At 70.1% G+C, this 18387-nt stretch carries 16 protein-coding genes and 1 tRNA gene; 6 read left to right on the top strand and 11 right to left on the bottom strand.

Annotated elements, in window-relative coordinates; translation table 11 throughout:
- Both ACOJTC_RS09110 and ACOJTC_RS09105 read right to left on the bottom strand, forming a co-directional pair.
- Positions 1-674: acyltransferase family protein (locus ACOJTC_RS09110; RefSeq protein WP_420116509.1), on the bottom strand; the 674-nt coding region annotated here is incomplete at its 3' end.
- Between the two features lie 205 nt (positions 675-879).
- A tRNA-Leu gene (locus ACOJTC_RS09105) sits at positions 880-953 on the bottom strand.
- Between the two features lie 91 nt (positions 954-1044).
- Between ACOJTC_RS09105 and ACOJTC_RS09100 the strand changes: the two genes are divergently transcribed.
- Positions 1045-1575 (top strand): MerR family transcriptional regulator, encoded by a 531-nt coding sequence (locus ACOJTC_RS09100; protein WP_420116508.1) that lies wholly within the window; start codon positions 1045-1047, stop codon positions 1573-1575.
- Here ACOJTC_RS09100 and ACOJTC_RS09095 read toward each other — a convergent pair.
- Complete coding sequence (locus ACOJTC_RS09095) at positions 1550-2797, bottom strand: acyltransferase family protein (RefSeq protein ID WP_420116507.1); 1248 nt, start codon at positions 2795-2797, stop codon at positions 1550-1552. The two genes, ACOJTC_RS09100 and ACOJTC_RS09095, sit on opposite strands and share 26 nt — an antisense overlap.
- 526 nt (positions 2798-3323) lie before the next feature.
- On the opposite strand from ACOJTC_RS09095, the gene ACOJTC_RS09090 reads away from it, so the two are divergent.
- Entirely contained in the window at positions 3324-4388 is a 1065-nt protein-coding gene (locus ACOJTC_RS09090) for a cellulase family glycosylhydrolase (RefSeq protein WP_420116506.1), read from the top strand.
- A 38-nt stretch (positions 4389-4426) separates the two neighbouring features.
- Entirely contained in the window at positions 4427-5728 is a 1302-nt protein-coding gene (locus ACOJTC_RS09085) for a glycosyltransferase family 4 protein (protein WP_420116505.1), read from the top strand.
- A 61-nt stretch (positions 5729-5789) separates the two neighbouring features.
- Here ACOJTC_RS09085 and ACOJTC_RS09080 read toward each other — a convergent pair whose 3' ends face one another.
- The 6 genes from ACOJTC_RS09080 to ACOJTC_RS09055 all read right to left on the bottom strand — a co-directional run bounded on the left by ACOJTC_RS09080 (position 5790) and on the right by ACOJTC_RS09055 (position 13248).
- On the bottom strand, positions 5790-6938 hold the full coding sequence (locus ACOJTC_RS09080; RefSeq protein WP_420116504.1) for a glycosyltransferase: 1149 nt from the start codon (positions 6936-6938) through the stop codon (positions 5790-5792).
- A gap of 89 nt (positions 6939-7027) precedes the next feature.
- Positions 7028-8167 carry a glycosyltransferase family 2 protein gene (locus ACOJTC_RS09075; protein ID WP_420116503.1) on the bottom strand — a complete coding sequence of 380 codons (1140 nt, stop codon included), beginning with the start codon at positions 8165-8167 and terminating at the stop codon, positions 7028-7030.
- A 294-nt stretch (positions 8168-8461) separates the two neighbouring features.
- Positions 8462-9832 (bottom strand): hypothetical protein, encoded by a 1371-nt coding sequence (locus ACOJTC_RS09070; protein ID WP_420116502.1) that lies wholly within the window; start codon positions 9830-9832, stop codon positions 8462-8464.
- A gap of 4 nt (positions 9833-9836) precedes the next feature.
- A complete protein-coding gene (locus tag ACOJTC_RS09065) occupies positions 9837-11162 on the bottom strand; it encodes a hypothetical protein (protein WP_420116501.1) in 1326 nt (441 codons plus the stop codon).
- A gap of 125 nt (positions 11163-11287) precedes the next feature.
- Complete coding sequence (locus tag ACOJTC_RS09060; protein WP_420116500.1) at positions 11288-12121, bottom strand: glucose-1-phosphate cytidylyltransferase; 834 nt, start codon at positions 12119-12121, stop codon at positions 11288-11290.
- 56 nt (positions 12122-12177) lie between these two features.
- Positions 12178-13248, bottom strand: a complete 1071-nt coding sequence (locus ACOJTC_RS09055; RefSeq protein WP_420116499.1) for an alpha-hydroxy acid oxidase — start codon at positions 13246-13248, stop codon at positions 12178-12180.
- Between the two features lie 835 nt (positions 13249-14083).
- Between ACOJTC_RS09055 and ACOJTC_RS09050 the strand changes: the two genes are divergently transcribed.
- From ACOJTC_RS09050 to ACOJTC_RS09040, 3 genes are all read left to right on the top strand, one after another.
- Positions 14084-15487: a hypothetical protein gene (locus ACOJTC_RS09050; protein WP_420116498.1), complete on the top strand. Its 1404-nt coding sequence runs from the start codon at positions 14084-14086 to the stop codon at positions 15485-15487.
- Positions 15488-15594: 107 nt separating this feature from the next.
- Positions 15595-16485 carry a hypothetical protein gene (locus tag ACOJTC_RS09045; RefSeq protein WP_420116497.1) on the top strand — a complete coding sequence of 297 codons (891 nt, stop codon included), beginning with the start codon at positions 15595-15597 and terminating at the stop codon, positions 16483-16485.
- Positions 16482-16835: a hypothetical protein gene (locus tag ACOJTC_RS09040; protein WP_420116496.1), complete on the top strand. Its 354-nt coding sequence runs from the start codon at positions 16482-16484 to the stop codon at positions 16833-16835. Before ACOJTC_RS09045 ends, ACOJTC_RS09040 begins: the two co-directional genes overlap by 4 nt.
- Positions 16836-16908: 73 nt before the next feature.
- Here ACOJTC_RS09040 and ACOJTC_RS09035 read toward each other — a convergent pair whose 3' ends face one another.
- Positions 16909-17898: a glycosyltransferase gene (locus ACOJTC_RS09035; protein WP_420116495.1), complete on the bottom strand. Its 990-nt coding sequence runs from the start codon at positions 17896-17898 to the stop codon at positions 16909-16911.
- Positions 17895-18387, bottom strand: a 493-nt coding sequence (locus tag ACOJTC_RS09030) for an SAF domain-containing protein (RefSeq protein ID WP_420116494.1), incomplete at its 5' end; no start/stop codon positions are given. The genes ACOJTC_RS09030 and ACOJTC_RS09035, both read right to left, overlap by 4 nt.

Genomic DNA, 18387 nt, shown 5'->3' with positions numbered 1-18387 from the left:
CGCCAGCAGTACCACTGGGCGAGCAGACAGCCGAGCAGGATGCCCTCCGCGCGCAGGGGGCTGGCCAGGTAACTGATGTTCACCGAGTGCCAGGCCAGGAACGAGACGGCCTGCAGGAGCACCGAACCGGCGGCGGCGAGGCCCGTGATCCACATCAGCGTCGTGCGCCGGACCCGTGGGAGCAGGACGATCAGCGCCATCGGCCACAGCAGGTAGAACTGTTCCTCCACGGACAGCGACCACAGGTGGTCGACCTGCCAGGGCACGTCGTGCTGCAGGACGCCCGCCCAGTTTAAGGTGTAACTCAGGAGCCCGGCGTCGGCGACGGCCGTGACGACCAGGTTGCGCGTCGAATGGTCGAGCAGCACCGCTGTGACCGTGAAGACCAGGCCCAGGAGCAGCACGGCGGGCAGCAGTCGGCGGGCGCGCCGGACGTAGAAGCGACCGAGGGGGATGCGGCCGTACCGGTCCCATTCGCCGATGAGCAGGCTGGTGATCAGGAAGCCGCTCAGCACGAAGAACATGTCGACGCCGATGAACCCGCCGGGGACCGCGTTCGGTGCCAGATGGATCAACGACGTGAAGATGACGGCGATGGTGCGGACGCCGTCCAACGACGGCATCCGGCGCAGGCGCCGGGTCGGCAGCACGGTGGGGGCGGCGAAATGGGTCATCGAGCGGGCCCGTCCAGCAGAGGAGAAGCCAACGACGCCTGGCTCCTCGGGGCTCACATCATCGCGGATGTCGGTGACCTTCCGTCAAGACATCGGGCCCCAGAAGGGTCGACATCACCCGATCAGGGCAGTTCGTCGAGTCGGCCGGTTCGAACGGGCTGACCCCGCGTCATCCCTCCGTGACGCGGCCCGGCCGGCAACACGGTGCCCCCGGTGGGATTCGAACCCACACCTGTGACCCTTTTAAGGGGCCTGCCTCTGCCGTTGGGCTACGGGGGCCGTCTCCTGCGGCGGGCCCAGCGTAGGCGGAGCGACCCCGGCTGTGTGGGAGATGGGATGTCAGGCGACGCGGATGCGGCAAGATGGCTGGATGCCCGCGCCCCTGACCTCGGCCGTCCCGTCGGAGGGTCTGCTGCAGATCGGCGAGGTGGCGACCCGCACCGACCTGTCGGTCCGCACCATCCGGCACTGGGAGGACATCGGACTGGTCAGCCCGAGCGCCCGCAGCCGCGGCGGTTTCCGCCTCTACTCCCACGAGGACATTGCCCGCATCCGTCTGCTGCGCTACATGAAGCCGCTCAACTTCACTCTCGAGCAGATGCGCGAGTTGCTGGAGTTGCGGGACAGCGTGCTGGCTTCCGGGGAAACGCGTCCGCCGGAGACCGCCCCCGTGATCGACGGTGGGCCCGGCGCGACCGCTGGGGGCGACCGGGGGTTGGTCTGGCCGCGCACCAGCGCGGTGCCCGATGCGGACACGGCGACCAAGGTGGTCGGCGACCTCGAGCGGTACACCGAACTGGCCGAACGGCGTCTGGCGCAGCTGCACCAACAGATCCAGGAGGTCGAAGAGTTCGTCGCCCGTTTGCGCGAGGAGGTCAGTCGGGGACGCGACGCGAGCTGATTCGACGCCGCTCAGTCGGGGCAGCCGATCGGGTCGATGCGCGACCATCCTCTTTTCGGGTCAAGAGCGACGGTGTCCACGACTTCAGGCCCAGCGCCGGTTGTTCCACCGCAATCCAACTCAGCCACGCCATGCCCAGGCTGATGACTGTGGCCGTCGTCAGGTACACGACGACCGGCCACTGGGCCGCTCCCACGAGGAGCAACGTGACCTGGACGGGCCAGGCGTAGATGTAGAGCCCGTATGACAGGTCGCGTCGTGCGCCGACCCTCCGCAGGCCTGGTCGGGCACCGAGATACAGGATCAGGTACGCGACGGCCGCCGGGGCCAGCGCGAGGTACGCGGCTCGCGACTGTGGATCCTGTCCGAAGGCGGACGCGGCGGCCAGTGCCCCGGCCAGCAGCGCCGCGGCGGCCCCCGCTCCGGCCCCGCGCAGCGGGATCCGGTCCGCCCATTGGTACAGCACCACGCCGGCAACGAACATCAGGCCGAGTCGTAGGAACAGCCACCGCACCACGCTGTCGCCGGTGAAGGCGCCGGCCGTGAGGACGTCGGCTGCCGCGACCGCGGTCAGCACCGCGCCGACCGCGAGCATGACCGCGCGACGACGGTGCACCAGACCCAGAACGCCGGCGACGGCCACCCCCAGGTAGCACGCGAACTCATAGAACAATGTGTAAAGCGATCCGTTGACCGCGGAACCGTCGTACAGGCCGCGAACGGTGAACTGGTCGATGTACAGCCCGGCATTGGTGACGAGGTAGCCGAGGACCGAGTCCGGCCCGGTGAGCGGGTAACCGACCAGCGTGCCGTATTCCAGCAGGTGAGCCACGGGGAGGATGACCACGACAGAGACGACGAGGCAGACCCAGAAGCCCGGCAGGATCCGCAGCGCACGGCGCCAGAGGAATCGTCCAACCGAGGGCGACGTGACGAAGCTGCGTGCGATGAGGAACCCGCTGAGCGCGAAGAACCCATCCACGGCGACCGTACCGAGATCGACGACGCCGCCCGTCAGCTCGCCGAGTGGTTCACGGCCGCCGGCCAGGGTCAGGGTGTGGGAAAGCAGGACGAGCCCGGCCAGGGCCAATCGCAGGGCGTTGACGCTGTTGGCGCGAGGGGCGAACTGGACGGCCACCGAGCCCGGGCGGGCAGTGGGCGCGAACTCCTTCAGGCCGCCGACCCCGGGCCGACTGGACGCGCCGGCACGCGTGGCAACCATGTCGTCCCCCTGTCACTCACGGTCAAGTCTCCTCGTACGTAAGAGTAGACCGCCCGTGGACCTGGGGCCAGGGTCGCGGTGCATCCGGCACGAGCGGCACGCCGTGGGTGAGTCCGGGCACACCCGCTCGACCGACGAGTCGAGTGGAACCAGCCGGTCGCCCGCCGTTCGGCCGACCCGCTCAGCTTCCGAGGGTGAGGAATAGACCCGTTCGCGAGCAGTGAGGGCGCAAAATGACACGAATGGAGTATCTGACGTAATGTTAGAGTAGTCAGCACTCGGTCGAATTTTGACCTTTTCGCGCCGTTGACGGTCATCGGAGACCTCGCGCCGCGTCTGCTGCCATCCGCCCGCTCCAGCGGTCATCGAGACCACCACCAGCGAGAGGACTACATGCCGACCCCGACCTCCGAGTCCCCCGAACAGGGTCGGGCGATCGCGTCAGCTGGTGACTATGAGTGAGCAAACCGCAACAGCGGGTCAGAAACCGCCACCGCGGGGGCGCCGTCGATCTCGGTGGCCCGTCGTGATTGCGCTGATCGTGGTCGCTGTGCTGGTCGCCGTCGTCGTGCGGGCCGCCGGTGGTCGCGACGAAGCGGCTCCGATCGTCCAGGAACCTGCCGCGTCCACCGCGGCGCCGGCGACGCCCACGGTCGCGGAGACCACCACCCCGCCCCAAGGAATGCCGCCGATCACCGTGCAGGGCAACCAGATCCTGCGGGGCGGCGTGCCCTGGTGGTTCCTGGGCTACAACTCGTTCACCTGGTCGGGCAACTGCGGGCTCCCCCAGGAACTGATGACCACCGAGCAAGTCGACGCCTGGTTCGCGTCGATGCGCCATGACGGTCATGGCGCGGTACGTCTGTTCTTCTTCGACGGGTGGGACGTCGAACGTCTCGACGCCGCCATCGCCGCCGCCGAGCGCAACAACATCTACGTGACGATCACCCTGGACAACGCGTTGGCCGACTGCGGCGAGGACAAGAAGACCGCGGACTGGTTCCGCGATCAGTCCCGCGAGCAGTCCTACATCGACCACATGACGTCCCTGCTCGAGCGCTACCGAGGTAACCCGACCGTCGCCTGGTTCGAGTACTTCAACGAACCAGGCTGGCAGGACGGCGGCCTGCTCGACTTCATCGACCGCATGCACCCGATCGCCACCGCGGTCGACCCGGACCGATTGTTCTCGTCCGGCACGCTGGCGCCCTACGCGGTGGGCGGCACCGACAACTTCCGACAACTCAGTGAGTCCCCGGGCGTCGACATCGTCTCGCTGCACGAGTACGACTTCACCGAGGGCGAGTCCCACCTCGGTCTGCCCACTCGGGAGAACTCGGCCGGCAAGCCGGTCATCGTGGGCGAGTTCGGCGTCATCGACTTCACCCAGGACGCCGCCGGGTGTGAGGCGGACATCGCCAAGCGGGCTGATCGGGTCCGCGAGAAGGCCGAGGCCTACATCGGCATCGACGGATACGTCGGTGCCTTCGCGTGGGCTTGGCAACCCGGGACGACCGTCGGTGAATGCGGCAGCCCGGGCATCGACCAGGACCAACAGGTGCAGGACCTCCTGCGCACCATCACTAGGTGAGTCGGGGCGAAAGACATGCCGCACGAAGGAGATCGCCGTTGAGGCAACGAGTTCTGATCATCAGCACCGCTCCCCCGGTCCCGGTGGACAATGGCAAGCGCATGGTCTTGAGCGGCCTGCTCGACTATTTCGTCGACCGCCTCGGCGCCGACAACGTCCACTACACCCTGCTGGGTGCGCGCGGCGTCGCCCGACCCGAGTTCGCCGGCGTCGCCCACCGCCTCGACCCGCCGAGCACGGTAGGTCAGCTCGGCACCCTCGTCGGCCGCCTGGCCCGCGACCGGTCGTACACGGCCCAGGAGGCCATGCTCGGCTCCCCGGCGTTGCGTGAGCAGATCCAGGCGCTCATCGCGTGGCTGCGACCGACGATCGAGGTGTACGACACCCTGCGGATGGGTCAGCACGCCCCGACGACCCGGGGGACGGATGACGAACCGGCTCGGCGCTTCCTCTACCTGGACGACCTGTTCTCGCTGCGGTACGAGCGCATGCTCGCCTTCGACCGCGACAACGAGGTGCACATCGACCCCCTCGGGGAGTTCGCGACCAACGTGCCGGGTCCGCTCCGAGCCCTGGTCCGCCGACCCGCCGTCTATCGGCGGGTGCTGAAGATGGAGCGGGACCGTATCCGCCGCCGCGAGATCGAGATGGCCCGCCGGTTCGACACCAGTCTGCTGGTCAACCCCAACGAGGTCCGGGTGCTGCGCGAGCGGGCGGGTACCCAAGCCGTCCGGGGCATCAGCGGGCTGCTGCCCGAGGTCACCCCGGTGCATCGGGATCCGGTCAACCCGCCCGAGCTGCTTTTCCTGGGGCGGCTCAACATCCCTCACAACGAGGATGCGATCACCACGTTCCTGACGGCCGTCATGCCGCAGCTGGTCGAACGCCTCCCGGGCGTCGTGCTGCGGGTCATCGGCAGCGGCGCCTCGCCCCGGTTGCAGGAGCTGGCCGCGCGGTTCGGCGATCAGGTCCGACTGGAGGGCTTCGTCGCCGATCTCGAGCCCGTCTTCGCCCGGGTGACCGCGTCGGTCGCGCCTCTGCGGTTCGGGACCGGCATCAAGATCAAGATGCTGGACACCCTGGCCCGCGGCGTCCCGGTGCTGACGACGCGCCTGGGGGTCGACGGCATCGACATCCACACCGACGGGCGGGACGGATGCCTCGTGGCCGACGATCTCGACCAGTGGCCCGAGCTGCTGGCCGAGATGAGCGTGCGCAGCGAGAATGATCTGCTGTCCAAGGCCGCCGCGGCCTACTTCGACCGCACCTTCTCCCGCCGCGTGGTCATGGCCCGCTACGACGAGGTGTTCGGTCTGGCCCCAGTGCCGACGCACCAGTAGCCCATGTGAACGGGGCCCCGGGGAGGCAGTCCCCGGGGCCCGTCGCACCGTCCGGCGCGACTCAGTCGCCGACCGCGGACCGCATGCGCTGCATCTGGGCGACGGGGTCGAGGACGGTCCGGACGAATTCCGAGGCCGCCGAGGACATCTCGGCCCGCCGGTCGGCGTCGACGAGCAGCGCACGGACCGCTGCGACGAAATCCCCGGCCTCATCGGCAATCGCGAGTTCCGTCCCGTCGCGCCAGGGCAACCCACGGGCTCCGGTACTCGTCGACACCACGGGCAGCGCCGCCGACATCGCCTCGATCATCTTGATGTTGACCCCGGCTCCGGAACGCACCGGGTTGACGAACACGTCCGCGGCTCGCAGGTACGGATCGACCCGCGGGACATCGACGAGCACCTCAGCACCGGCGGCGGTCAGTTCGGCCACCAGCGCCGCCGAGGCGTTCCGTCCGACCACCCGGAGCCGCACGGGGCGCCCGTCCACCCCTTCTCGCAGGGCCGGCCAACACCGCTGGACGAACCAGCGGATGCCATCGATGTTGTTGACGAAATCAAGAGCCCCCAGGAAGAGCAGGGTGAGCTCACCGGACGTGCAGACCAGGTCCTCTCCGTCGTCACCGTCCCGGTCGTCCGTGCTGCCGATGGTGCCGACGAACGGCGGGACGAAGACCACCGGCCGATCCGTCCGCTCCCGCCGCCAGGCGGCGTCCCGTTCGCCGATGTCCGCGAAGGCGGTGACGGTCGGGTCGGCGTGGATGCCGGCCTCAGCCCGGCGCAACTTGAACGACTCAGCCAGGTAGGGCAGGTTTCGCGGGAAGCGCGAGGTACCGGCCAGGGTCGCGAAGTACTGGGACTCGACGTTGTGCGGCCGCACGAGCAGCGGCAGTCCCAGGGCGCGGGCGATCGCGATGCTCAGCGGCGCGGTTCGGTAGCTGATCGCCAAGACGGCGGTGTAGGGATTCTCCGCGTGCCGCCGACGCAGTCGGTCCAGCAGACCCGCCGGCAACGGACGGGACGCGAACAGGTAGGGCGTGAGATGGAGGTTGGCCCGCCATCCGGTGCGACGCGGGATGAAGTCCATCTCCACGCCCGGTAGCGCGGCCCGGTGGGCGAGCCGCGACTGCGGGCTCATCGCCCCCGGCACGACGACGTGAAGGTCCAGGCCAGTGGCCTGCGCGGCCCTCAGCATGTTGATGGTCTCCACCCGCCCACCGGCATTGACGGGGACGAACTCCTCCTCGGCGACGGCGAGCCAGCGGCCGGAAGACCGGGCCGCTGCCCCCTCCGGGCGGGTCATCCGGCGAGGTCGCGCGTCGATTGCCGGGGCAGCCGCGGCGCCCCAGGCGTGGGCTCTGGGTCACTGTGTGCGGTCATCGCGATCGCGGGCTCGCCGGCACCCGGCTCGACACCCGGCGCGGCCGGGTGCCAGTCTCCCCGGGCCGTCTGCTTCCACAGACCGGTCTGCCGGCGAGTCAGATGCCGGTAGCCGCCGCCGAGCGCCGCGACGTTCGACATCGCGAACTGGTACGGCACGGCGAAGGGCTTGGCGTTGGCCATGGCGCCGGCAGCGGCCGCCGTGTACGCGGCCGCCTGGGCGGCCAGCAGGGCCCGGCTGACCCGGTTCCCCGAGCGGGCCGACAGCCAGGACGTGACCAGGATGACCGGCAGCGCGATCGGAACCGCGATGGACCGCATCAGTCGGTGCCAGGTGAAGGCGACCGCCGTCCACCCGCGGCGCGGATCAGCCAGGTGCAGGTGTCGCAGGGACACCTGCCAGATCCCCGCCGCGATCCGCTGGCGACGTTCGAAATCGTCCCGCTTGGACTTCGACGTCCGCTCGAAGGCGCAGGCGTCGTTCGCCTGCCGCACTCGGTAGCCGCGGCTGAGAGCGTCGATGGGGATCCAGAAGTCGTCGGCGAAGATGCCCGGAGGGATGTCGCGGAACAGCGAACGTCGGACAGCGAAGATCCCGCCGTCCGCACCGACGACCGTGCCCAGCCGGCCCTCGAATCCCTTCAGCGCGGATTCGTACCGCCAGTACGCGGACTCGCCACCACCATGGGCCCCGTCACCGATCGGGAGTTTGCGGCCGCTGACCACCGCGACGTCCGGGTGGTCGAAGGCGGCGACGACCGCTCGCACGGATGCGGGGGCGAGTGAGCCGTTCGCGTCGGTGCAGACGACGATCTCGCCCCGGGCCTCCCGCACGCCGCGGTTCAGCGCGGCGCTCTTGCCCTGACGTTCGCTCTGCTGTACGACCCGGACCCGAGGGTCACCGCAGCGCGCGGCCTGTTCGGCGGTGCCGTCCGCCGACCCGTCGTCGACCACGAGGATCTCGAGCCGATCGGCCGGGTAGTCCTGGGCGAGCGAGTCGGCGATCTTGCGCGCGATGAACGCAGCCTCGTTGTGGGCCGGCACCAGGACGGTGACCATCGGCGTCGGGTCAGCCGGTGATTCCCCCGCCCCGCCATCGGGTGTCGGGCCCACAGATGAGCCGTCGACCCGAGCGGCGGCGATGCGGGCAGCGAGGGGATATCCGAGGTGGGTGGCGGTGACGAGCCCGACTCCGCCGACGGCGGTTGCCGTCGCCCAGGTACGTGGCATGGTGTGACTCCGGCTTCTCCTGGCTCATCCGGTGAACGGCTGGCCAGATGGTCGGGGACAGCGGGGTCTGTGCACTGTCGCCACGCGGCGCGGCAGGTGCCGGACGGTGGGATCAGTGCGGGTTCAGGAGATCTCGGGCCCGTCGTCGACGGGCTCAGGCGTCCGGATGACCGCCAGGTTCGAGCCGGGTGACGGCCGGTCTTGCAACGGGACCAGGTTTTCGATCACCGGGCCGGAGCGCGGTGACCACAGGGTCACGAAGATCAGCACGGGTGCGACGAACACGGCCGTGGTCACGCCGGGCTGCAACAGCCAGAGCGAGAGCAGCAACGCCAGCGACATGGCCCTGCTGGGGCCGCCCCAATAGCAGAGCAGCAGGAAAGCCGCAAGCACGATGCCGGCCAGCAGCCCGTACTCGAAGAACACCTTGATAGGGCTCGGCACCAGCAGCCCCAGGATGTTCGAGTCGGTGACCGCCTTCTGCGCCGAGCCGGGCCCGTAGCCGAGGACGACACCGAACGGATCGGAGATCCATCGTGGCCACAGGTACTCGTACGGCTGGATGGCGCGGAGAGAAGCCGAAGAGTTATCCGACCGCAGCTCGGTCGAGCGGCTCAGCAACAGGGACCCGAGCTGGGTGAAAGTCATGGTCACCACGGTCAGCACGGCGAGGAACCAGTAGCGGGAGAGCATGCGGCGGGAGCGGCTGAGCAGCATGACCACCACCCCGACGATGGCGATGACGATGCCGGACCCGGACACGGTGGCGACCAGACCGACGATGAGCACGACCACCTGCCAGACCCGCACCCCGCACAGCAGACCCGCTAGCAAACCGAGTCCGATCAGCGCCGAGGTGACCGACGGCTCAATGCCGATCCAGGCATTGCCCTTGGAGATCGGCGAGCCGTAGATGATCGGGGTCACCGTGTTGAAGCCTTCGAGCTGGAACGCCGCCGGCACGATCCGGGCGAACCAGTCGACGTACCGCACGCCGAGCAACTGGCTGCCGACCATCGCGATGGTGGCCAGGGCCAGCACGGTGCTCACGGTGCAGGAGTAGCGCAGCATCTGCAGGTAGGCCGCCGGGCCGCGGTGCACCAGCCGAGCGGTGAACGGTAGCCAGACCACCAGCACGAGAGCCCAGGCCTGGACGCTGATGTCAGCCTGCGCGACCAACAGGTGCTGGACGAACATGAAGGCCCCGGTGATGCCCATGGCGGCCAGCCACCAGATCAGCCGACTGCGGTCGAAGCTGACGACCCCGCGCAGACCCGCGACCGCGACCCAGACCACGATGACCCCGGTCAACACGCCCAGGTTGGGAACCCCGGGGATGCCGAACCGTTGCAGCAGCACCACGAGGACGAACAGCCCGGCGACCCAGCGGGCCGACCGCACCTCGTTCGAACTCGGTGCCAGGGCACCGGTGCCGGGCGACGCGGCACGAGCGCGGAGCCCGGCCGGGCGGTACCCGGTCACGGTGGTAGTCACCGGCTCACTTCGCGAGGACCAGGCTCGGCCGGGCCCGGGCGAAGGAGGTCAGCGCCTGCAGGGCGCGGCTGACGAAGGTGCGGCGGCGGCGGACGACGATCAGCGCCCGCAGATCCGACTGCCCCTCGAGCAGGGCGGCGGCGTCGCTGTCGGCCGGCACGACCGGAACGAGGATGTCCGTCCCGACCTGGCCGGGGACGTCGGTGCGAACGTCCCGCCCAAGCAGAGCGAGCGCGGTGGCGCGATCGGCGACCCGTTCGGGTCCGACCACGGTGACGGTGCGGCCGTGAGCCCGGAGGAACGCCCCCAGCTCGTCGGCCAGCTTCTTGCTCTGCGGCAGCGTCCCGGCGGTGGCGACCACGGCGAGGGTGCTGGCGCCGGTCTCGACGAATTCACCGGCGAGCTTCGCGACCTGGCCCTCGGAGGCGATCTCGGTGTCGGGCAGCAGAGCCCGAACGGTACGTCCGGAGGTCACCCGCAGCCCGCGCAACCCCAGCAGCAGAGCGGCGAGCCCACCGAGCAGTAGCCCGGCAGCCAGCCCGACCGCCGCGCCCAGGGCGCGGGACAGCCCCGCAGTGCTCGCCTCGACGGCAGGATCGGCGATCGTCAACGCGCCGGAGTCGCCGATGATCGCGTCCTGACGGAGGCCGAGCGCCGCACCGATCTGGGCCTGTCGGGCGTCCTCGGCCGCGGTCTGGGTCAGCGGCGACGCACTCAGGACCGCATTGGAGTTGGCCAGCGCGCTGGTGAGGGCGGCCTGCTGGGTGGCCTGGGTGATGCGGATGACGGTGTTGGCCACCGCGTTCGCTGCATCGACGGCGGCCTGTTGATCCGTCGCGGTCACGGTCACGTCGACCAAGCGGGTGTCCGCCTGCCACTCGGAGGTGACCCGGCCGGCCAGATCGCCCGCCGTGGTGTTCAGACCAGTGGCGGCCTCGTTCAGGACCGCCTGGGCCGACGACGTTCGGGCCAGCGTCTGACCGGTCTGCTTGGTCACGTTGCTGTCCTGCGAGTTGGTGTTGAACTCCAGGGTGGCGGTGGCCTTGTAGCCGCCGTTGCCGGTGGCCAGCAACCCGATGACCGCACCGATGATCGCGCAGACCAGCAGCAGAACCGGCCGGGCCAGCAGCAGACCGGTCGGCGGCAGCGCGGCGTACTCGATCACGTCGCTGTCGGAATGCCGGTTCGGGGGCGTCGCCGCCTGCTCGTCCGACGACCGTTCCGCCGTGCCGTGGCGCGGTCGGCTGCCGCGGCTCTGCGCCTCGGACTCCTGCTGGGTCCGGGGGCGGAGGGAACCCGACCGGGCGGATCTCGGATTGGTCGTGGTCATGACGGTGCTGGCTCACTTTCTGGGGGCCGGAATCCGGCGGGGGCGCCGGTGGGGCCCGGGCGGGTCGTCGAACGGTCGGACGATCGCCGCGCCGTTGCGGCGGCGCGACGATCAGGGGCGGCGGGTCAGTCCTTCCAGACCTTCCATGCCGCCTCGCCGTTGTCCCACCGCTTGTTCAGATCGGTCCAGTCACGGAAGGTGTCCATCCCGGCCCAGAAGCCCTCGTGGGCGAAGATGCCGAGCTGACCATCCCGGGCGACCTGCTGCAGCGGCGCCTGCTCGAGCAGCAGGCTGGGCTCGTCGTCGAGGTAGCGGTCGGCGAACTCCCGCTGGAACAGGAAGAAGCCACCTGACACCCAGCCGGTGGCCAGTGTCGGCTTCTCGTTTAACTCGACCACCTGCTTCGCGGCCTCGTCGACGTGCACCTCGCCGAAGCGACTGGTCGGGTGGACGCCGGTGACCGTGGCGGTCCGGCCGGACTCCAGGTGCTGCTGCAGCTGTGCGGTGAGGTTGACGTCCCCGATGCCGTCGCCGTAGGTCAGCGCGAAGGTCGGCGCGTCCCCCAGGTACTTGCGGATGCGGCGGATGCGGCCACCGGTGCCGGTCTCCAGACCCGTCTCGGCGAAGGTGACCTCCCAGTTCTCCTCGAGCGTCTCGTCGTGGAAGACCGGGGGCTGCTGGGACCCGAGGTGCAGGGTGAAATCGTTGACCTGCTCCCGCATCTCGAGGAAGTGACGCTTGATGAGCTCGCTCTTGTAACCCAGGCACAGAATGAAGCGCCGGAAGCCGTGGGCCTCGTACGTCTTCATGATGTGCCACAGGATGGGCTTCCCGCCGATGTCGACGAGCGGCTTGGGCAGCTTCTCGCTGGCCTCCCGCAGTCGGGTCCCCATCCCTCCGCAGAGGATCACGACGGGGATGTCGGCCGGGTTGAGGCGCGTGCTGTCAGTGGTCGTCATGGTGTCCCTCGGGTGTCGGCTGTCGCGGGTCGGGTGTCAGGGGGGTGGGGGGCAGGTCATGCTCGGACGACGAGGTCCGGTGGAACGGCGTCGGCACGGGTCACCCCGGCCAGGGCGAGGTTGTGGCGCAGGTCCTCGGTCAGGGCGTCCAGCGCGGAGGTCACCCCGGCGGCTCCTTCCGCGGCAAGGCCCCAGAGCACCGGTCGACCGACCATCACGGCGCGCGCGCCGAGCGCCAGGGCGACGAGAACGTCGAGGCCGCTGGTGATCCCGCCGTCCACCAGCACCGGAACCTGGTCGCCCACGGCGGCGGCGACCTCGGCCAGGGCCATGGCGCTCGGGACCGCGCGGTCCAGCTGCCGGCCGGCGTGGTTCGAGACGACGATCCCGGAAGCGCCCGCATCGACGCAGTCCTGGGCGGCGTCGCCGCGGAGCACACCCTTGACCAGCACCGGCAGCCCGGTCGCGCGGCTCAACCAGTCGATGGTCTCGAGTGTGATGCTCGGATCCTGGGCGGCGGCGGCGCGGGCAGCGGCGTTGTCGGAGCGGATGTCCTCGGGCAGGTAGGGGCGGACGTTGACGAGGAACTCGTCGTCGGGCACGGCGATCCGGACCCCGGCCACCTTTCGCTTACGGCCGACATACGGAGTGTCGCCGGTCAGGACGAGCGCCCGAGCCCCGGCGGCGGCCGCGGCTTCGACGATGCGCAGGGTTACGTCACGCTGCTGCATCACGTAAACCTGGAACCACCACGGCGCTGACAGCCCCTGCATGTGGGTGCCGAAGTCGGTGACCGGAACGGAAGCGCGGGTGGACAGCACGAAAAGCGAACCGGCCGCTGCGGCGCCCGATCCGCTCGCCGACTCCGCTCCGTCAGCCGCGAGCTGGTGGAACGCCGAGGGCGCGACGGCCACCGGCGTCGCGAAGTGCTGACCGAAGAGTTCGACGGAAGTGTCCACCGAGGCCACGTCACGCAGCGGCCACGGGCGTAGGCGGAACCGGCTCCACGCGGCGGATGCCTCGTCCCGGGTGGTCTCGGCGCCGGCTCCGGAGGCGTAGTAATCGAAGACCTCGGGGGCCAGGACGGCACGGGCTTTCGCCAGATGATCGGCGAGAACGGTCAGCACGTCTTCCTTCCCGGGCAGTGTCGATCCGGGATGACTCCCGTCGGTGGTGCGTCTCGTCGATGAGGCGCAGGGCAGCCGCGGACTCACGGCAATCGGTGGACAGACCCCACCGGGGCACGCTGGGCCGGTGCGAACCGCGCCGACACGAATGGTGTCCGCGATTCCCGCAACCGGGGAATCGAATGTCTCAAACAGTATGCATGGGCGAATTCTGCTACGCAATGTGATCACTACGGCGCCCAGGGCGCCGAATGCCGCGAGCGTTGGGCTGAATGGGGGAACCGGTCCGCATCAGAGCGTCTGGCTGGCCACTCCATCCGGTGTCGGGATGCCCCGGACGGGCCTACGCGCTCCCAGCGGTTCGACGGCGCGACGCTCGGGTCACCGAAGCTCGAAGGGCAGCCACCCAACCGCGTTGTCCGACGTGGTCGATGCCTCACCATTGCGTTGCCATTTCCGGTAACGCCTGGGCCGGAAGTTGCGATAGGTCACGACCCGAACCTCGCTGGAACAGCCGAATGGCGGGCACGACGACCCTTTCGGGGCAGTTGACCGCGTCGACTGATCACATCCGGCCACGTATGCTTCCGTATCGGAAGAGATGGACCGATCCGGTCGACTGCGATCGGGCAACGGCCTCGGTACGTGTCGGCGACCGACCGATCGGCCGCGCCTCCCACCCCATCGTTGTCGCAGTGCCTGCTGCGCCCGGTGTCGTCCGGGCCCCGCCGGTCCGTCGAGCGATGGCGGATCCAGCTCCCGGCCCGCCGGGTAAGGGCGACCGGCGGACACCGATCGACAGGCAGTTTCAACCCGCAGCACCCAGGGAGACCGAATGCGCTCACCGGTACCGGACCGGGTCCGGCGAATCGCCGGACGGGTCAGCTGGACGGTGGTCGATCAGGTCCTGTCGGCGCTGTCGAACTTCGGCCTGTCCATCCTCGTCGCCCGGTCCGTCGACGCCGATGCGTTCGGCGTCTTCTCCACCGCATTCCTCGTCTTCACCATCGTGCTGCAGGTGGCCCGGGCATCCATCGGTCAACCGTTGCAGATCTCGTTCGCCGCCGCCGGGCCGCGACAGTTCCGCACGGCGCTGCGGTCGGCACTGGGCGCCGCCGTTCTGCTCGGGATAGTGACCGGCGCCGGGGCCGCACTCGTCGGTTTCCTCGTCGGCGGGCAGTACGGCTTGGCCTTCCTCGCCCTCGGTGTCTGCATGCCCGGGCTGTTGGCCCAGGACATCTGCCGAATGGCCTTCTTCAGCGGCGGACATCCCCGCCGGGCCGCGGCCATCGACGCCCTGTGGGCGGCCCTGCTCTTCCCCGCCCTGCTCGTCGCCCAGATCCTGGGCATCGATTCGATCGCGTGGGCCCTCGCCTTCTGGGGCCTGGGGGCGCTCGTCGCCGCACTGGTCGGAATCCGGCTGCTACGGGCCGAGCCCCGCATCCCCGGGGCGGTCCGCTGGACCTGGAAGCAGCGCGGCCTCACCGGTTACCTGCTCGCCGAGTACGTGCTGGGTCAGGGACTGGCCCAGGTCGGCATCCTCGGGGTGGCCATCACCGGAGACGAGGCCGGCGTCGGCGCACTGCGGGCCGCGCAAGTACTCCTCGGGCCGCTGGGCATTCTCGGAACGGCGGCCTTCCTATTCACCGTCCCCGAGATCGCCCGCCGCCCCGACATGTCCGCCCGCGGCCGCGCGCGCCTGTGCCTGGCCGTCTCGGGCGCGATGGGTCTCGCCGCCACCGTCTACAGCGCGATCGTGCTGCTGCTCCCCGACCCGATCGGCCGGGCCCTGCTGGGCGACACGTGGTCGGGGGCCCAATCCGTTCTGCTGCCGATGTGCCTGCTGTCCATCGCCGCGGCGCTGGCCACCGGTCCGGCCGCCGTTCTCTACGGAATGGGCCGGGCCAAGGCGACCTTCAGCATCAACGCGGCCAAGGCGCCGCTGCTGGTGCTGCTGATGGGTATCGGGGTGCCGCTGGCCGGGGGCCTCGGCGCTGCCTGGGCGATCGCCCTCACCGAGATCGTGCTGCTGCCCTTCTGGGCGCTGCGGGTCCGACGAGTGCTCCGCGAGCAGGACGCTCCAGTCGCCACCGACGGGCCCACCCCGCCTCCCGTCGCCGACCGCCCGTTCGATGACGGCCAGGAACCGATGGACGTCGCCACGTCCGGCGACGACGAGACCGTAGACATCCCAGTGACCCCCCGTCCCCGCACGACCCGGAGGAAGACGACACCGTGACCGGCCCCGAACCCACCGCGTCCGGAACGCCGCCCCGCGTCCACCTGGTGTACCGCCTGTACGCCGGAGAGAACCGGAAGGGCCGGCCGGATTTCTATGGCAAGCGGGTGAGCCTGGCGTCCTTCCTGCTGGCCGCGCGAACCGCACAGGCCGCCGATCCGAACGGCGGGTACGACGTGACCGTGCTGGCTGACGGCCCGATCCCCGCCGACGTCCGCGCTCTGGTGGAGACCCTCGGCATCGTCGTCGACATCCCGGGCGGACCTACCGGGATGCGTGGCAGCTACCGCGCGGCGATGGCCGAACCCGACCGGGCGGGCTGGACGGACGAGGACGTCGTCTACTTCAGCGAGGACGACTATCTGCACGTACCGGAGGCGTTCCTCGGCCTGCGGTCCGCGGCACGGACCATTCCGTCGGCTCACTACTTCGCGCTGTACGCGTCCACACCGAACAATCCGGCCTTCGGACCTGGGGTGCCCTGGGGGGCGCCGAGCGCGTTCCGGGCGGCCCCCGAAGTGGTCGTCGACGGCATCACCTGGGTCAACGTCCCCAGCACGGCCAGCACTTTCGGCGCGCGGATCGGAACCCTGCGCCGGGACATGGGCATCATCCGCCAAGGGATGGTGCCGCACCGGAACCGGTTGCTCGATCACGAGACGTGCCTGGTCTACCAGGGCTGCCTCCCCTACCGGCCGATCGACCTGGTCCTCGGTCCGGTCGGCAATCGGTTCTACTCGGGCTGGCGTGCCGTCGCGGCGAACACCGTTTTCACCCCGTTCCGCGTCGCCTTCCAACTCCGGTCGCTGACCCGACGCCGGGACCGACACCTGCTCTATGCGGCCGATCCCAACGTGGCGTGCCACCTGGAGACCGAGTTCATGAGCCCGGGCCGGGACTGGCGGGCAGTGGCCGCGCGGGCCGCCGACTGGGCCGCCGAGCAGGACTTCGACATCCGTACCGCGATGACCCCGGGCCCGGCCGAGTCGGTCCGATGAGCCCCCGGTTCGAGCTGCCGTCATGGTTCCGTCGGCTCATGCCGGACCTCGGGGTCCTGGACCCGCTCACCCGCCGGGGCCCGGCAGCCGACGCCATCGCCGTCGGCGCTCTCGTCGTCATGGTGGTCGCGGCGGTCGGTACGGTCCGCACCGGCCGGTGGTACTGGCGTGCGCTGCTGCTGGCCGGTGCGCTGGTCTGGCCCCTCCCGGACCATCCGTTCCAGGGGCCGATCCTGCTGGACCTGAGTTATCGCCACGGCGTACATCTCGCCGATCTGCTCAGTGTGGTCGCAGCGGTGGTGGCGATCCTGCCCTGGCGCCGACTACGCCGGTCCGACGCGGTTTCCTGACCACGGAACGGCGAACGGCCAGGTCCGGAGAGTCTCCGGACCCGGCCGGCGGCCGTCAGCGGTGCGCCCCCGGTCAGGGACGGTAGGGCGAGCGCCGCGTCCACTGGCCCTTGAGGTAGGCCAGGTGATGGCGGCGGGCCGTCGAGTCGCGCCGGGCGACGGCCACGGCCAGCCGGGGCAGGAACCCGGCCATCAACAGCGCCCGCATCGTCGTCGCCGCGATCGGGCCGTTGTGGTCGACGAGATAGGACGCCATGGAGGCGCCCTTCTGCTGCGGCATCTTGGGCAGTCCGCCACCGGCGACGGCCGGGCCGGACGAGCTGCTCGTCGCGTGCGGCACTAGCAGATCGGTGCGCAACCGCTGCCGCAGGCCCGCCTCGCGGATCGCCCGGCCGAAAGCCATGTCCTCGTTGTAGACGAAGTAGCGCTCGTCGAAACCGCCGAGACGCAGGAAGGTCTCGCGCCGGACGGCCAGACAAGCCCCGGTGATCCACCCGAGCTCGATGTCCTCCCCCACGGCCGGTTGTGCGTAGACGCCGGACCGGGGACGCACCAGATGCCACCCGCTGGCGTACGCCAGACAGCGGATCGGGGTCGGCTCCCAACCGCCCACCCCCAGCTCGATGTGCTGCTGCTCGCTGACGGTGGCGGCCGCGACGCTGCCCAGGCCGGGGTCGGCCGCGAGATCGGCGACCAGTGTCTCGAGGACCGCCCGAGTGGGCCGCGCGTCCGGGTTGACGAAGACCAGGTAGTCGGCCGTCGAAGTGCGGGCGCCACGGTTCGCGGCTCGCGCGAACCCCACGTTGCCACCGTCCAGACAGCGGCTGGCCGGACGGTCGGCGAACAGACCGGCGACGTCGTCCGCGCCGGAAGAGTTGTCCACCAGGGCCACCGGCACCCCGTCGCCCAGGGTGGCGAGCAGACCGGTCACGTGATCGCGGCTGTGGTAGGTCACCAGCACGACCTCGTAACTGGCCTCGCCGGTCGTGTCACCGCCCGGCGCGGGTACGTCGCCGGCGGCCGCCTCGGCGGGACCGACCTCGTCGTCGAGCGTGTCCGTCACGCGAACACCTGCGCCTGTTCCTGACGGAGCTTGTCGATGAGACGCCCCTCGGGCACCACGACGTCGTCATAGGTCAGCGTCTGATCCTTGGCCACCGGCCGCACCAGGGTGCAGCCCTCGGCCACCCCCATCGGCAGCAGGCGCTCGGACGCGGTGACGTCGGCCCGCTCGCACTCGCCGTAGGAGTGGTAGCCACCCAGCGCGTCGATGACGGTCCCGGCGGGCAGGTCGGTCTTGGCGGTCGCGACGACCTCGACCTGCGGCGCCCCCGCGGACGCGATGACCACGTCGGCGAAGTCCACCGCCCGGGCCAGGCTGGTGGGCACCTCGAAATGGCAGAGGTGGTAAGGGGTGTAGAAGCTGTACAGCGGGCCCTGACCGAGCTTGTACAGGTTCAGGTAGTGCTCCTGCACCGGGTCGCTGATGGTGGCCAGGCAGTAGACACCGGGACCGGGCTGCGATCCGACGACGTAGTCGACCACGCCGCCC

This window comes from Micromonospora sp. (assembly GCF_048594385.1).
GTDB lineage: Bacteria > Actinomycetota > Actinomycetes > Mycobacteriales > Micromonosporaceae > Micromonospora > Micromonospora wenchangensis.
The sequence above is the reverse complement of the archived record's forward strand: the minus strand, read 5'-3'. Positions and strand labels throughout refer to the sequence as shown.

Coding starts and splice junctions, on each gene's coding strand:
- ACOJTC_RS09060 (WP_420116500.1), bottom strand. CDS start 12,121: ATGACGACCACTGACAGCACGCGCCTCAACCCGGCCGACATCCCCGTC.
- ACOJTC_RS09040 (WP_420116496.1), top strand. CDS start 16,482: ATGAGCCCCCGGTTCGAGCTGCCGTCATGGTTCCGTCGGCTCATGCCG.
- ACOJTC_RS09065 (WP_420116501.1), bottom strand. CDS start 11,162: ATGACCACGACCAATCCGAGATCCGCCCGGTCGGGTTCCCTCCGCCCC.
- ACOJTC_RS09100 (WP_420116508.1), top strand. CDS start 1,045: ATGCCCGCGCCCCTGACCTCGGCCGTCCCGTCGGAGGGTCTGCTGCAG.
- ACOJTC_RS09095 (WP_420116507.1), bottom strand. CDS start 2,797: ATGGTTGCCACGCGTGCCGGCGCGTCCAGTCGGCCCGGGGTCGGCGGC.
- ACOJTC_RS09050 (WP_420116498.1), top strand. CDS start 14,084: ATGCGCTCACCGGTACCGGACCGGGTCCGGCGAATCGCCGGACGGGTC.
- ACOJTC_RS09075 (WP_420116503.1), bottom strand. CDS start 8,167: ATGGTCACCGTCCTGGTGCCGGCCCACAACGAGGCTGCGTTCATCGCG.